Genomic DNA, 13,580 nt, shown 5'->3' with positions numbered 1-13,580 from the left:
GAATGTCTTAGACTTGAGGACTAATAACCCGATAAAAAAAGTTGCTACATGCCCCCCGAGACAATCCGCCTAGTTTCTACCTGGGTTTTTACCCTACTTGCCTTTTTATCGGGCGCCCAACTTGCAAATGCTGCACCTAACTGCAGCCCTCTTCTATCCCAGACCTTTCTTCGCCTACAGGATGAGGCGCCTCAAAATCTTTGCCAGTACCAGGGTAAAGTAATTTTGGCTGTAAATACTGCTAGCTTTTGTGGGTTTACAAGCCAATATGAAGGTCTAGAAAAGGTCTATGCCAAATACAAAGATCGGGGCCTTGTCGTTTTAGGCTTTCCGTCTAACGACTTTGGCCAACAAGAGCCGGGGAGCAATAAAGAGATTGCTGACTTTTGTAAAAATACGTACGACGTAAAATTTCCGATGTTTGCAAAAAGCTCAGTTACGGGAAGTAATGCGAACCCTCTCTTCAAAATGTTGATTGCTAAAACCGGCACAACTCCAAAATGGAATTTCTATAAATATTTAATCGACCGAAATGGGAATGTCGTTGATTCGTATGGCAGCATGACCAAACCGACAAGCAGCACCATCACTGCAGAGATTGAAAAACTCTTAGGAGAAAAATCTCAGTGATTAAAAAAAGAATTGCCATTGTTGGTGCTGGTATCTCTGGCCTTGGGTGCGCTTATGCTCTAAGGCAACATCCTGAATTTGATCTGACCTTATATGAGGGTGGCAATCATATCGGGGGGCATAGCAACACAGTCGACTTCAAATGCAAGATTGATGGCCAGGAAATCAGTCATGGTGTTGACACTGGGTTCTTGGTCTTCAACCGCAAAACCTATCCGCGCCTACTACGTCTCTTTGAAGAAATTCAAGCGCCAGTAGCGCCTTCTGAAATGTCCTTTTCTGTATCAATTGATACATCCGATAAAAAACATGCCCATCAAAATATTGAATGGGCAGGCAACGACCTGAACTCTTTTTTTGGGCAAAGATCGAATCTTTTATCTCCCTCCTTCTGGAGGATGGCTTATGACATCTTGCGCTTTAACCGCCTAGCTTCCCGGCTAGCTCATCAGCAAATTGAAGCGGGTCATCTTTACAAAGAGCCTGATGAAACCATTGCCAATTTTTTAGATCGCAACCGATTTAGTCAAAGCTTCAGAGAGAATTATTTTCTACCAATGATTGGCGCCATCTGGTCATGCTCTGTTGGGCAGATGCTTGAGTTTCCGATTCAAACGATGGTGCGCTTTTGCCATAACCATGGTTTGCTACAAATTCAGAACCGTCCACAGTGGCTAACTATTCAAGGCGGTTCTCGAGAGTACGTTAAGCGGATTATTGCAGCTCTAGAAGAGTCTAAAGTGAAGATTGTGCGCGAAGGCGTTGTGCGGGTAAATGCAAAGCAAGATAACGCGTCTCAAGTTGAAGTAGTCACTCAGTCTGGGTCTGTTTTTTTTGATGAGATTGTGATGGCGTGCCACAGTGACCAAAGCCTTGATCTACTTCATGGCATTCATCAACAGGCTAGAAATATTTTGGCAGCAATACCTTACCAAAAAAATCGTGCCATCCTCCATACAGACGTCCGTTTTCTGCCAGAGGCTAAACGTTGCTGGGCTGCCTGGAATTACACTGCTAAATCTGGCATGAAGCCCTCATCAAAACAGCATGTGAGCGTGAACTACCTCATTAATCGCCTGCAACCGCTACCCACTCAATTAAAAGACACGCAAATTATTGTCAGCCTAAACCCTGCTTCAGAGCCGGACCCAAAGCTAGTACATCAAGAAATTCATTATTCGCACCCCGTATTTGATATGAGCGCTATCCAAGCTCAGAAAGAATTACCACTCATTCAAGGTGTAGCATCAATCTGGTATTGCGGTGCCTGGACTGGATTTGGCTTTCATGAAGATGGTTTACGCTCTGGTGAATTGGTCGCAGAAGCCTTAATAGAAGGCATCCATTCGCCACAAAATACCCATCCCAAGCAAGACGCACAATAAATGAATCAGCCAAAGATTAACTTTGGAGTTGTAAAACATCGGCGACTCAGACCTGCTAAAAATGCCTTTGGCTATGGCGTTTTCACATTGTCGATTCCTATGCGGGCTCGAAAGCAAAAGCCTGATCTCCTAAGCCAATATGGGTTAAATGACAATCGCCTAGGACTATTTTCATTCTTTGATAAAGACCACGGCTTAGGGCAAGCAGATAGTCTGCAGTGGATTGAAAACATTCTGCAAGAAAATCAGATTCAAAATATTGATGGAGAAATTTGGTTACACACATTTCCCAGGGTCTTGGCTTATGTATTTAATCCGGTCAGTTTTTGGGTATGTACACGCGCAAACGGCCAAGTTCAAGCAGTATTGGCTGAAGTGAACAATACCTTTGGAGAGCGTCACTGCTATCTATTGCATAAAAATTCTGGCGAGGTATTACGCTCTGGCGAAACTCTTCGTAGTCAAAAAGTATTCTATGTTTCGCCATTTTGTGAAGTACGTGGCGACTACCATTTTCGTTTCCTATTCCCGCAAGATAGTAATAGCGGTAAGAACTCTGTTTATCGGATTGAGCTACACGAAGATGGGCGGCCGCTGATTAATACCAGCATTAGCGGCACTAGCCACCCCTTAAGTCAATCCATGCTTTGGCTAGCATTTTTGCGCTACCCACTAATGAGTCTTGGGGTAATCTTCCGAATTCATTGGCAAGCATTGAAATTATGGATAAAAGGTGTACCCTTTCACTCAAAACCTAATCCACCTGAATTTGAAGTTAGCAAATGAATCGTCCTGGACAATCCTTACTCTCACGCCTGAATTTTGCAAGGCCACAAAGCCGCGCTCAAGCACGTAAATCTCGCCTTGGAACAGAAACCCTATTAAGCCTCCTATCTCAACTGAGTAGCGGCCACCTTAAGATGACTCTGCCTGACGGCAATATCCGAGAGTTTGGCAATAAATCAGATGCATTGCATGCTGAGATTCAGATCTTAGATTGGTCTGTATTTAAACAGGTACTGTCTCATGGAGATATTGGCTTTGCTGAAAGCTATATCCGCGGAGAATGGAACACCCCAGACCTCAAAACTATTTTAGAGCTTGCAATTCGAAATCGCACAATTCTAGAAAAAGTAATTTATGGCAGCTGGTATGGCTCTATTCTTTACCGTATCAGGCATTGGTTGCGTGATAACAGCAAAAACGGCAGTCGCAAGAATATTCATGCGCACTATGACTTAGGGAATGCTTTTTATACTTTATGGCTAGACCCCACCATGAGTTACTCTAGCGCTTGGTTTTCGGAGGGTGAGAAACAATCTCTCGCTGATGCGCAACGTGCCAAAATCGCACGCATACTGCAGTCACTCGATACTAAGCCTGGGGACCATGTTTTAGAAATCGGTTGTGGTTGGGGTGGCGTTATGGAAGAAGCTCTGCGTAACAATATTGCAATTACTGGACTAACTCTTTCCACAGAGCAAAAAGTATTCGCTGAAGATAGACTGCAAAAGATTCAGTCTCAAATCGAGCAAGTGAAGCCTTTTGAAGTTCGACTTCAGGACTATCGCGATTGCCAAGAACAATTTGAGGGCATTGCCTCTGTAGAAATGTTTGAAGCAGTTGGCGAAAAGCATTGGCCAGAGTATTTTCAAACGATTGCCAAATGTCTTAAGGCTGGCGGCAAAGCATGTATTCAAACCATTGTGATTGCCGAAGAGCTCTTTGACCGTTACCGTCACAATACTGATTTTATTCAGCAGTACGTCTTCCCCGGGGGCATGCTACCTTCGCGAACTAGCTTTAAAGAAAGCGCTGCCAAGGCTGGGCTTCAAATTGAAGGTGAATTTGCTTTTGGCGCTGACTACGCCAAAACACTTTGCCTGTGGCGAGACAATTTCAATCAGAAGCTTGATGAAGTTCAACGCCTAGGTTTTGATGAAACCTTTATCCGGCTCTGGAATTTCTATCTCATGTATTGTGCTGCTGGATTTGCAGAGCGCAATATTGATGTTGTGCAATTCACGCTGAGCCATCATCCTACCAATTCATCATCAAATGCTCTTAGGATATGAAGCAAAGAGGAATTGAAAGCTTCTCAGGAAAACGTGTCTGGCTAATCGGCGCCTCCAGTGGAATTGGTGAGGCTTGTGCTCAAGCATTAATTAAAGCCGGGGCTAAAGTAGCTCTTTCTAGCCGAAGAGTTGAACGCCTAAACCCACTAGCAGCACTTGGAAATCCAGGGCAAACATTGGTATTGCCACTAGATGTAACCGATGACTCTCAACTCAAAAATAGTTACCAGTCAATTCTAAGCAGCTGGGGTGGAATTGATTTATTACTCTTTTCATCTGGTGTTTATTCGCCGCTGCGCGCAGACAACTTTGATATTGATGTTGCAGAACAAATCATTGATGCAAACTTACTAGGTCCAATGAGGGCTGTTGCGCTAGTGCTACCTGAGATGCTCAAAGCGCATGCAGGTCACATTGCTATAGTCGGTAGTGTTGCAGGCTACAGCGGCCTTCCCAAGGCTTTGGCATATGGGCCCAGTAAGGCAGCGATCATCAATTTCTGCGAGACCCTTTACTATGATCTACTCCCTCAGGGGATTAGCGTTCATATGATTTCTCCAGGCTTTGTGGCTACCGAGGCAACGGCTCAAAATGATTTTGAAATGCCTGCCTTAATAAGTGCGCAAGAAGCTGCTACTGAAATTTTAAGCGGCATTGAGAATGGTGAGTTTGACATCCACTTCCCCAAGAGATTTTCGAGGTTCCTAAAATTTCTGAGAATCCTCCCTTATCCAGTTTACTTTTGGATAGTGCGCCGCTTCGTCAAAATCTAAAGCAATTACTGCTTGTATTTATCTTTACGGATTTTTTCTTCAAGATAGTCCATTACCGCTATTGCCTTTGCCTTAGTCCCGGCAATTGAAGGGGAAGTCACGTACCTGCCTTGCATCACAATCGTTGGTACGCCATCAATACGATAGGCCTCTGCCAATTGTTTTGATGCTCGCGCCTTAGAAACTACAGCAAAAGAGCGATAAGTAGCTAAGAAAGTATTGCGATCCACACCTTGAGATGCAACCCAATCCACAATCTCTGGCTCAGTCAATAAACGCTTGTTCTCTTTATGTATGGCATACATGACTTTTTCATTCAGAGCATCGCCCTTCCCCATTGCCTCAAGTGCATAGAATAATTGGCTATGTGGCATAAGGTCCTCACGAAATGCAACTGGCACTCTACTGAAAACGACATCCTTGGGCTGACGCTTTACCCAGCTACTAAGCTCTGGTTCAAAGTCATAGCAATGAGGACAGCCATACCAAAAGAACTCAATAACCTCTACTTTGCCCTTTGACTCAAGGGGCTGCGCAATCGGCAGGATGCGGTAATCAAACCCTTCTTCAATCTTTTGACCTTGTGCAGCCACAGTTGCGCTAAGACAAAACAATGTCAGTAATGTAAATACTCTTTTGCTAAATGAGATCATGATTTGCTAGACTTAATTAAGGTTGGTTTAATGCCTATGCCGTTCAACTTATCGCGCACAGGATTGCTTTCTTCAGGGCTGTTATAGGGCCCAACACGGACACGCCATAGGGTATTTCCATCGGCGGTAACTTCACTTAATTGCGTCTGAATTCCTTGAATGGCTAAATTTGCTTTTTGTGCATCAGCATCAGCACGTTTTACAAATGCGCCTACTTGCAAGAAATAAATTGCATCCGATTTTGGAGCGGGCGTGGTTTCAACTGACTTCTTGCTGTTTACCAAATCCGTAATCGGATCAGATGGGGCAGCGGCAGGCGACTTGCCTTGTAGGGGTTTATTCAAATCTAATTGCTCAACAGGGGCTGTAGTCTCACCTTCAGTAGGCGTGCTAAAGGGTTTGATTGTTAAGGGTAAATTGGGTGCACGAACCCCAGGTCTTTCTTGAGGCGTGTTTTTAGAAAGGTAAAAGGCAATTACAAATGCAATGCCTAAACCTACTCCTAAGCCCAAAACAAAACCTAAGATAGTACCGCCGTATTGGGCGTTTTTATCTTCGATCTTTATGAAACCAGTTTGTTGATTCGGTTTTTTCATGATTGCCTCATCTTACCTTTTCACTGCATACCCTGCTACTACATCTTAGCGGGCGCAGATACCCCTAATACTTTTAAACCATTTTGCAGCACTTGGCGCGTAGCCAATAGTAGCGCTAAGCGAGCTACCTTAAGGTTTTGATCATCCACCAGCACGCGGTCTGCGTTATAGAAGGTATGAAAATCCCCTGCAAGATCTCGCAAATAGAAAGCGAGAGCATGGGGAGCCAACTCGGCCGCAGCATCTGTCAGTACCTCGGGATACTCAGCTAAACGGCGCAATAAATGATCTGAAGCTTTACTCTGTAATAAAGACAAGTCGGCAGAGGGTAAGTCAGAAATTTGTCCACCCCATTGCTGCAAGATTGAGTTAATGCGCGCATGCGCATACTGAACATAGAACACTGGGTTTTCATCATTTTGCTGTAGAGCTAAATCGATATCGAAAACGAATTCAGTATCTGCTTTGCGTGAGATCAAGAAAAAGCGCACTGCATCTCGACCACGTTGTAGTGCCAATTCTCTTTCTGCTGGGCTCATCTCAGGAGTCACACCGCCAGACCACTCAACCAAATCACGTACGGTGACGTATGAACCAGCGCGCTTAGAAATTTTGACCTCTTCACCATTGCGCATGACGGTCACCATCTTATGCAAAACATAATCTGGATAAGTCTTCGGAATATCCCAGCCACGCTTTTGTGCTACACCCTGCAAGCCAGAGCGGACACGGGCTATCGTGCCATGGTGGTCACTACCTTGAACATTAATCACTTTATGGAAACCACGACTCCACTTGCTAGTGTGATACGCCACATCAGGCACGAAGTAGGTAAAGGTCCCATCAGACTTGCGCATCACGCGATCTTTATCATCGCCATCATCTGTCGTTTTTAACCACAATGCACCTTCAGATTCATAAGTCTTATTAATGCTTTGCAAATCACTCACAATTTTTGCAACACTGCCATCGGTATACAAAGAGGATTCTAAATAGTAGCAATCGAATTGAACGCCAAAGGTTTTTAAATCGATGTCTTGCTCATGACGTAAATAAGCAACTGCAAATTGCCGAATAGCCTCAAGATCATCTTGATATTCTGGAGAGGCCTTAAAAGCAGCCGCAATCTCAGCAATGTATTCACCGTTATAAGCCTGCTCTGGCCAAGCTGCTTCGCCAGGCTTTAAGCCATGTAAACGGGCTTGAACAGATAAAGCCAAATTGGCAATTTGCACACCAGCATCGTTGTAATAAAACTCACGATGTACTTTGATTCCTTGGGTGGCTAATAAATTTGCCAGGGCATCACCAAGCGCCGCTTGCCTACCGTGACCTACATGCAAGGGGCCGGTAGGATTTGCTGAAACAAACTCAATCATGGCGCTTGCAACCGGAGCCTGCTCTTTCGCAAGCTCGCCAAAATGAGAGCCTTCAGTGAGAACCTCATTGACTACCGCTGTTTTAGCAGCATTACTTAGGCGGAAGTTAATGAACCCAGGGCCCGCTATTTCACAAGAGGCGATGAGCTTGTCATAACCCGACTCTTTTTGCAGACGCTCAACTAAGGCCTGAGCCAACTCTCTAGGATTGAGCTTCCAAGCCTTGGATAACTGAAGTGCAATATTACAGGCGACATCACCATGATCAACAGCCTTAGGACGCTCCAAACGGGGCGCAGAAGGCTTCTCTAAGCCACGCTCTTGAGCAAGGCTTCCAAGGGCACTGCCAAGCATCTCAATTAAACGATTTTTATTGGTCGACAACATAGAAGAGTGAGTTTATCAGGTGGTAAGCTATCAAAATGATCTATCAATTTCGCTCAAAAGCCGGTCCAGATGTCATTATGCTGGCTGATCTAACGATGCGGATCTTTGGTATTTTAGGTCGCCCATTAGAGCCCCGCGGAATTTTGACAGTTGAGCATCTTCCTACTCTCATTACTACTCTAGAAACTGCCATCCTCAAAGATCTAGAAGAGCGCTCCAAAGTTCAAGGGGGCGGTAAAGATGGTGGCGAAAAGGTTAAGCTGGCTGATCGCCTTGGACAACGAGCCTATCCTTTTCTAGAACTCATGAAGCAGGCCAATGGCAAACATGAGCCCATCATGTGGGGTGTTTAGTCTATTAGGCTTGCTAATTGGCGGCGCACGTCTTCAATGGGTTCGCCACGGCGTTTAGCCAAGTCCTCAAGCTGGTCAATTGAAACTTTTCCAACGTTGAAATAACGAGCATCTGGATGAGCAAGATAAAAACCGCTCACGCTTGAAGCTGGGTTCATCGCCATCGACTCAGTCAAGGTCATGCCAATATCTTCAGAGCCGATCACTCTCAGTAAATCTTTTTTGACTTCGTGAGCTGGACAAGCAGGATATCCAGGCGCAGGACGAATACCGCGATACTCTTCATTGATCATTTGATCATTTGTCAAAATCTCGTCTGTGGCATAGCCCCACAAATCAGTTCGAACACGGTGGTGCATGAGTTCAGCAAATGCTTCTGCTAAGCGATCAGCCAAAGCCTTCAACATAATCGCGCTGTAGTCATCATGTTTTGCTTGGAACTCTGCAACTTTCTTCTCTACGCCATGGCCAGTTGTTACCGCAAAACAGCCAAGATAGTCAGCTACACCAGAATCTTTTGGAGCAACATAATCTGCTAAGCAACGATTTGGTCGGCGAACGCCATCAACCACTGGTCGCTCAGCCTGTTGACGCAGGCTATGCCACACAAACAGTGGATGCTCACGCGCTTCATCACTATATAAAACAATATCGTCACCAATCGTGTTGGCAGGATAAAAGGCAACTACTGCATCAGCCTGCAGCCACTGACCCTTGATTAATTTATCAAGTAATACCTTAGCGTCTTCATATACCTTGCGTGCCTCAATGCCCACAACCTCATCATCCAAAATGGCCGGATACTTACCAGCCAGATCCCAGGTCTGAAAGAAGGGTGTCCAGTCAATATATTTTGCAATGTCGCTCATTGCAAAGTTTTTAAAAATACGGCGCCCAATAAATTTTGGCTTTTCTGGAACATAAGAAGACCAATCAATCAGCTCGCGATTTTTTCGGGCCGCCTCTAATGAAATTGTGGGTGCTGCTTTCTTATTAGCATGCTGCTCACGAATACGCACATAATCGTCACGCAAATCTTGAATAAACTTCTTGGCGCTCTCATCAGAAAGCAAACTGGAGGCAACCGATACTGAGCGAGAAGCGTCTGGTACGTAAACTACTGGGCCATCATAATGCGGAGCAATCTTAACGGCTGTATGCACACGTGAGGTTGTAGCACCACCAATCATTAATGGAATTTGACGCTCACGGAAATAATCATCACGCTGCATCTCTTGAGCAACATAAGTCATTTCTTCAAGCGATGGTGTTATCAAACCAGAGAGTCCAACAATATCCGCATTCTCTTCTTTGGCACGTTTTAGAATCTCGGCACAAGGAACCATCACACCCATATTGGCGACTTCAAAGTTATTGCATTGCAAAACGACAGTCACAATATTTTTTCCAATATCGTGCACATCACCTTTGACAGTAGCCATCACAATTTTGCCTTTAGCTTTGGCTTCACCGCCACCAGCAATATGTAGGCGCTTTTCTTCCTCGATGTAAGGAATTAGAATAGCAACCGCTTGCTTCATTACGCGAGCACTTTTTACCACTTGCGGCAAGAACATCTTGCCCTCGCCAAACAAATCACCGACGACATTCATGCCATCCATCAGCGGACCTTCAATCACTTCGATTGGTCTGCCGCCCCCACCCATAATTTCAGCGCGCAACTCTTCTGTATCTTCTTCAATGAAAGTGGTAATTCCATGCACTAGTGCATGAGTTAAACGTTCGCGTACGGGGTCCTCACGCCATACTAAATTCTCAACCTGCTTAGCGCCACCACCTTTAAATTGATCGGCAATATCTAGCAAGCGCTCTGTGGGTGTTTTGCCATCTTTCTCTTTAAAACGGTTCAGAACCACATCTTCAACCCGCTCGCGTAGCTCTGGGTCTAAATCTGCATAGACACCTAACTGACCGGCATTCACAATGCCCATATCCATGCCAGCCTGAATCGCGTGATACAAAAATACCGTATGAATCGCTTCACGAACACGATCATTGCCGCGGAAGGAGAAGCTCACATTAGAGACGCCGCCGCTCACTTTAGCGCCAGGGAGATTTTCTTTTATCCAACGGGTAGCATTGATAAAGTCGACCGCGTAGTTATCGTGCTCTTCAATACCCGTAGCAATTGCAAAAATATTCGGGTCAAAAATAATATCTTCTGCAGGAAAGCCAATTTCATTCACTAAGATTTCATAACAACGTTGACAGATTTCTGTTTTTCGTTTGAATGTGTCTGCTTGACCAACTTCATCAAAAGCCATCACTACAGAAGCAGCACCATAACGACGAATCAATCGCGCCTGCTTTTTAAAGGGCTCTTCGCCCTCTTTTAAGGAGATGGAATTAACGATTGGTTTACCTTGAATACATTTCAAGCCTGCCTCAATCACACTCCATTTAGAGGAGTCGATCATGATTGGAACTCGAGCAATATCAGGCTCAGAAGCGATTAGATTTAAGAAGCGCGTCATCGCTGCCTCAGAATCTAACATCGCCTCATCCATATTGATATCGATGATTTGCGCGCCATTCTCAACCTGCTGACGAGCAACTACAAGCGCCTCATCAAATTGATTATTCAGAATCATGCGGGAAAAGGCTTTGGATCCAGTGACATTAGTGCGCTCACCAATATTCACGAAACCAATTACTGCAGTGACATTAAACGGCTCTAGCCCAGAGAGCTTCATTGCTGGAATGATTTGTTTATCTAGCTTACTCATGCTGACGCCTCAGCACTTTCTTTGTAAAAAGCACGTGGCTTGCGCTTTGCAACTGCGTTAGCAATGGCGCGAATATGATCAGGCGTAGTGCCACAGCAACCGCCAACTAAGTTCACTAAGCCATCTTTAGCAAAACCATCTACTAAGCTAGAAGTAATTTCTGGGGTCTCATCAAAACCAGTGTCGCTCATCGGATTAGGAAGGCCAGCATTTGGATAGCAAGAAACTGCGGCATCACAAATACGTGCAAGCTCTGCAATATAAGGACGCATCAAAGCGGCGCCCAAGGCGCAGTTCAAACCAAATGTCAGCGGCTTGATATGGCGCAAGCTATTCCAAAATGCCTCAACGGTTTGTCCAGATAAAATTCGCCCGGATGCATCTGTTACTGTTCCTGAGATCATTACTGGCAAACGCTCACCAGTCTCTTCAAAGAATTCATCTAGCGCAAATAGCGCAGCTTTGGCATTGAGCGTATCAAAAATAGTTTCAACCAAAAACAAATCTACACCGCCCGCAAACAAACCTTCAATCTGCTCGCGATAAGAAGCGCGCAGAGTATCAAAGGAGACATTACGCGCACCCGGATCATTTACATCCGGAGAAATACTGGCTGTCTTTGGTGTGGGGCCAATTGCTCCAGCTGCAAAACGGGGCTTGTCAGGTGTACTATATTTTTCACAAGCTGCGCGAGCAAGCTTTGCAGAAACTTCATTCATCTCACGCGCAAGCCCAGCCATTTTGTAGTCTTCTTGAGCAACTGAAGTTGCGCCAAAAGTGTTTGTTTCAATAATGTCGGCGCCCGCATCTAAATACTGCTCATGTATCTTGCTAATAATTTGTGGCTGGGTCAAGACCAAGAGCTCGTTATTGCCCTTGATATCTCCGGGATGATCGGCAAAGCGACTATTGCCAGGCAAGCCACGGTAATCAGCCTCAGTCAATTTATGCTGCTGAATCATTGTGCCCATTGCGCCATCTAAAATCAGGATGCGCTGCTTCAGCAGCTCGGGAAGCGCCTGACCACGGGTGTAAGGCTGGGACATACCATTAGATTGCATTGATTAACCGGGATAAATCTCTAGAATCCCTTATTCTATTGGAAAAGCCACTTTTAATTTAACCCGGAGCAGGTATGTTTGGAACAATTCCAGAATTTAATCAAAGCCTTGAAATGTTTAAAACCATGTGGGGCCAAGGTGCTGCAGGTCAAGCGGGCCAATTTCCCTTCACTACGGATGCCTCTAAGGCTGCTGGTGGCTTTGGATCAGCATTCCCAGGCCTAGATGTTGATGAGCTAGAAAAGCGTATCAAGGACCTCAAAAGTGTTGAGAGCTGGCTAAATCTGAACCTCAACATCCTCAAATCGACCATTCAAGGCTTAGAAGTGCAGCACGCTACGATGATGGCCCTGAAATCATTTGGCGATGCGGTATCTGCAGCAAGTACGGCAGGAACTGCGCCAAAAGAAGAGTCAAGCACTAAATCAGGTAGCGTCAAAGCGAAGCCACGGAAAACCGCAACACGCCGTCCTCGCAAAGCTGGCGATGCAACTTACCTCGACGAAGTAGGTAATTCAGATGGGCAATAGCCTCACCCATAGCAAAAGTAAGTTGATGAATATCTAATTCACGCTTAAATAAAACCGGCACTATCTCTCTAGCATGTGCCGGTTTTTTACATGCGCCAAGCGTGTCAGCTAAACGATCGTCATGATGGGCTTTTAATTGCGCAATACGTGGCTTCATACCCGTAAATGGTTTGCCATGTGAAGGCAATACTAAAGTCTCATCAGGTAAAGGTAAGTAGTAGTCCAGCGAACCTAAATAAAGGCCTAATGGGTCCGCATCTGGATCGGTATCGAACACACTGACATTCGTGGAGATGCGAGGTAACAGCATGTCCCCAGAAATTAAGATCCCCAAGTCTTTACAAAATAGTGATGCATGTTCAGGTGCGTGGCCATATCCCATGATGACCTGCCACCGTTTACCACCAATCAAAATATTTTCACCATCCATAATGCGGCGATATTGTCGCGGAACGCCCGGAACCATATTGCTGTAGTAATTAGAGCGTGCCCGAATTTTTTCTAAATCTTCTGGTGTGGTTAAGCCATGTCTCTGAAAATGGTCTGCAGATCCACCGCCGCCAGCGCGCGCCCCAATTGCAGCGCCGCCTTCTTTGCAGCTTAACCATTGGGCAGTTAAATAATCTGTCATCGAAATCCACATAGGCGCATTCCATCTCTCACACAACCATTGAGATAAGCCAACGTGATCTGGATGCATATGCGTTACCAGAACTCTGAGAACAGGCAAGCCTTCTAGCTGGGTAGCAAAAATCTTCTCCCATGCTGCCTTGGTCTCATCATTCGCAATGCCACAATCCACAATCGTCCATCCAGAAATACCATCAATTTCATCGCGCAAAAGCCAGAGATTAATGTGGTCCAAAGCAAATGGTAGCTTCATTCTTAGCCAACGAACACCTGGCGCGATCTCAATAGTGCTGCCAAGATCAGGAAGTGCCTCCCCTAATGGATAATGAATAGCGCCTTCAGTTTTTGCCTGATTTTGTGTGCTCATAATTTAAATTTATT

Annotated in this window: 13 protein-coding genes; 7 read left to right on the top strand and 6 right to left on the bottom strand. The window is 45.2% G+C overall.

The window, feature by feature from the left end; genetic code table 11:
* Nucleotides 1-48 precede the first annotated feature (48 nt).
* The 5 genes from ICN29_RS07160 to ICN29_RS07140 are packed head-to-tail and all read left to right on the top strand — an operon-like array spanning nucleotide 49 to nucleotide 4,863.
* Nucleotides 49-630 (top strand): glutathione peroxidase, encoded by a 582-nt coding sequence (locus tag ICN29_RS07160; protein WP_255538094.1) that lies wholly within the window; start codon nucleotides 49-51, stop codon nucleotides 628-630.
* Entirely contained in the window at nucleotides 627-2,015 is a 1,389-nt protein-coding gene (locus tag ICN29_RS07155) for an NAD(P)/FAD-dependent oxidoreductase (RefSeq protein WP_216131106.1), read from the top strand. The genes ICN29_RS07160 and ICN29_RS07155 overlap by 4 nt, the downstream gene beginning before the upstream one ends.
* Nucleotides 2,016-2,801, top strand: coding sequence for a DUF1365 domain-containing protein (locus ICN29_RS07150; protein WP_216131103.1), 786 nt, complete (start codon nucleotides 2,016-2,018; stop codon nucleotides 2,799-2,801).
* Nucleotides 2,798-4,090 carry an SAM-dependent methyltransferase gene (locus ICN29_RS07145; protein WP_216131100.1) on the top strand — a complete coding sequence of 431 codons (1,293 nt, stop codon included), beginning with the start codon at nucleotides 2,798-2,800 and terminating at the stop codon, nucleotides 4,088-4,090. The genes ICN29_RS07150 and ICN29_RS07145 overlap by 4 nt, the downstream gene beginning before the upstream one ends.
* Nucleotides 4,087-4,863 carry an SDR family NAD(P)-dependent oxidoreductase gene (locus ICN29_RS07140; protein WP_216131097.1) on the top strand — a complete coding sequence of 259 codons (777 nt, stop codon included), beginning with the start codon at nucleotides 4,087-4,089 and terminating at the stop codon, nucleotides 4,861-4,863. Before ICN29_RS07145 ends, ICN29_RS07140 begins: the two co-directional genes overlap by 4 nt.
* A gap of 5 nt (nucleotides 4,864-4,868) precedes the next feature.
* Here the strand turns inward: ICN29_RS07140 and ICN29_RS07135 are convergent, their stop codons facing one another.
* The 3 genes from ICN29_RS07135 to argS are packed head-to-tail and all read right to left on the bottom strand — an operon-like array spanning nucleotide 4,869 to nucleotide 7,878.
* Nucleotides 4,869-5,516, bottom strand: a complete 648-nt coding sequence (locus ICN29_RS07135; protein WP_216131094.1) for a thiol:disulfide interchange protein DsbA/DsbL — start codon at nucleotides 5,514-5,516, stop codon at nucleotides 4,869-4,871.
* Nucleotides 5,513-6,112, bottom strand: a complete 600-nt coding sequence (locus ICN29_RS07130; protein WP_216131091.1) for an SPOR domain-containing protein — start codon at nucleotides 6,110-6,112, stop codon at nucleotides 5,513-5,515. The genes ICN29_RS07135 and ICN29_RS07130 overlap by 4 nt, the downstream gene beginning before the upstream one ends.
* Before the next feature lie 38 nt (nucleotides 6,113-6,150).
* Nucleotides 6,151-7,878 (bottom strand): arginine--tRNA ligase, encoded by a 1,728-nt coding sequence (gene argS, locus ICN29_RS07125; RefSeq protein ID WP_216131088.1) that lies wholly within the window; start codon nucleotides 7,876-7,878, stop codon nucleotides 6,151-6,153.
* 35 nt (nucleotides 7,879-7,913) lie between these two features.
* Here argS and ICN29_RS07120 point away from each other — a divergent pair, with 35 nt between their 5' ends.
* Nucleotides 7,914-8,231, top strand: a complete 318-nt coding sequence (locus ICN29_RS07120) for a DUF1840 domain-containing protein (protein ID WP_216131085.1) — start codon at nucleotides 7,914-7,916, stop codon at nucleotides 8,229-8,231.
* Here ICN29_RS07120 and metH read toward each other — a convergent pair.
* Nucleotides 8,228-10,978 (bottom strand): methionine synthase, encoded by a 2,751-nt coding sequence (metH, locus tag ICN29_RS07115; RefSeq protein ID WP_216131082.1) that lies wholly within the window; start codon nucleotides 10,976-10,978, stop codon nucleotides 8,228-8,230. The two genes, ICN29_RS07120 and metH, sit on opposite strands and share 4 nt — an antisense overlap.
* Nucleotides 10,975-12,039 carry a homocysteine S-methyltransferase family protein gene (locus ICN29_RS07110; protein WP_439651259.1) on the bottom strand — a complete coding sequence of 355 codons (1,065 nt, stop codon included), beginning with the start codon at nucleotides 12,037-12,039 and terminating at the stop codon, nucleotides 10,975-10,977. The genes metH and ICN29_RS07110 overlap by 4 nt, the downstream gene beginning before the upstream one ends.
* A 74-nt stretch (nucleotides 12,040-12,113) precedes the next feature.
* Here ICN29_RS07110 and ICN29_RS07105 point away from each other — a divergent pair, with 74 nt between their 5' ends.
* Nucleotides 12,114-12,569 (top strand): PhaM family polyhydroxyalkanoate granule multifunctional regulatory protein, encoded by a 456-nt coding sequence (locus tag ICN29_RS07105; RefSeq protein WP_216131077.1) that lies wholly within the window; start codon nucleotides 12,114-12,116, stop codon nucleotides 12,567-12,569.
* Here ICN29_RS07105 and ICN29_RS07100 read toward each other — a convergent pair.
* On the bottom strand, nucleotides 12,475-13,566 hold the full coding sequence (locus tag ICN29_RS07100; RefSeq protein WP_216131074.1) for an MBL fold metallo-hydrolase: 1,092 nt from the start codon (nucleotides 13,564-13,566) through the stop codon (nucleotides 12,475-12,477). The genes ICN29_RS07105 and ICN29_RS07100 overlap by 95 nt on opposite strands.
* Nucleotides 13,567-13,580: the final 14 nt, after the last annotated feature.

The organism is Polynucleobacter nymphae (assembly GCF_018882155.1).
In the GTDB taxonomy this organism is placed as follows: Bacteria; Pseudomonadota; Gammaproteobacteria; order Burkholderiales; family Burkholderiaceae; genus Polynucleobacter; species Polynucleobacter nymphae.
This window is presented reverse-complemented; position numbering and strand designations above follow the sequence as displayed.

What these genes read in the sequence shown, in the direction of transcription:
- ICN29_RS07160 (WP_255538094.1), top strand. Translation starts at nt 49, where the DNA reads ATGCCCCCCGAGACAATCCGCCTAGTTTCTACCTGGGTTTTTACCCTA.
- ICN29_RS07150 (WP_216131103.1), top strand. Translation starts at nt 2,016, where the DNA reads ATGAATCAGCCAAAGATTAACTTTGGAGTTGTAAAACATCGGCGACTC.
- ICN29_RS07145 (WP_216131100.1), top strand. Translation starts at nt 2,798, where the DNA reads ATGAATCGTCCTGGACAATCCTTACTCTCACGCCTGAATTTTGCAAGG.
- ICN29_RS07140 (WP_216131097.1), top strand. Translation starts at nt 4,087, where the DNA reads ATGAAGCAAAGAGGAATTGAAAGCTTCTCAGGAAAACGTGTCTGGCTA.
- ICN29_RS07135 (WP_216131094.1), bottom strand. Translation starts at nt 5,516, where the DNA reads ATGATCTCATTTAGCAAAAGAGTATTTACATTACTGACATTGTTTTGT.
- ICN29_RS07130 (WP_216131091.1), bottom strand. Translation starts at nt 6,112, where the DNA reads ATGAAAAAACCGAATCAACAAACTGGTTTCATAAAGATCGAAGATAAA.
- argS (WP_216131088.1), bottom strand. Translation starts at nt 7,878, where the DNA reads ATGTTGTCGACCAATAAAAATCGTTTAATTGAGATGCTTGGCAGTGCC.
- ICN29_RS07120 (WP_216131085.1), top strand. Translation starts at nt 7,914, where the DNA reads ATGATCTATCAATTTCGCTCAAAAGCCGGTCCAGATGTCATTATGCTG.
- metH (WP_216131082.1), bottom strand. Translation starts at nt 10,978, where the DNA reads ATGAGTAAGCTAGATAAACAAATCATTCCAGCAATGAAGCTCTCTGGG.
- ICN29_RS07110 (WP_439651259.1), bottom strand. Translation starts at nt 12,039, where the DNA reads ATGCAATCTAATGGTATGTCCCAGCCTTACACCCGTGGTCAGGCGCTT.
- ICN29_RS07105 (WP_216131077.1), top strand. Translation starts at nt 12,114, where the DNA reads ATGTTTGGAACAATTCCAGAATTTAATCAAAGCCTTGAAATGTTTAAA.
- ICN29_RS07100 (WP_216131074.1), bottom strand. Translation starts at nt 13,566, where the DNA reads ATGAGCACACAAAATCAGGCAAAAACTGAAGGCGCTATTCATTATCCA.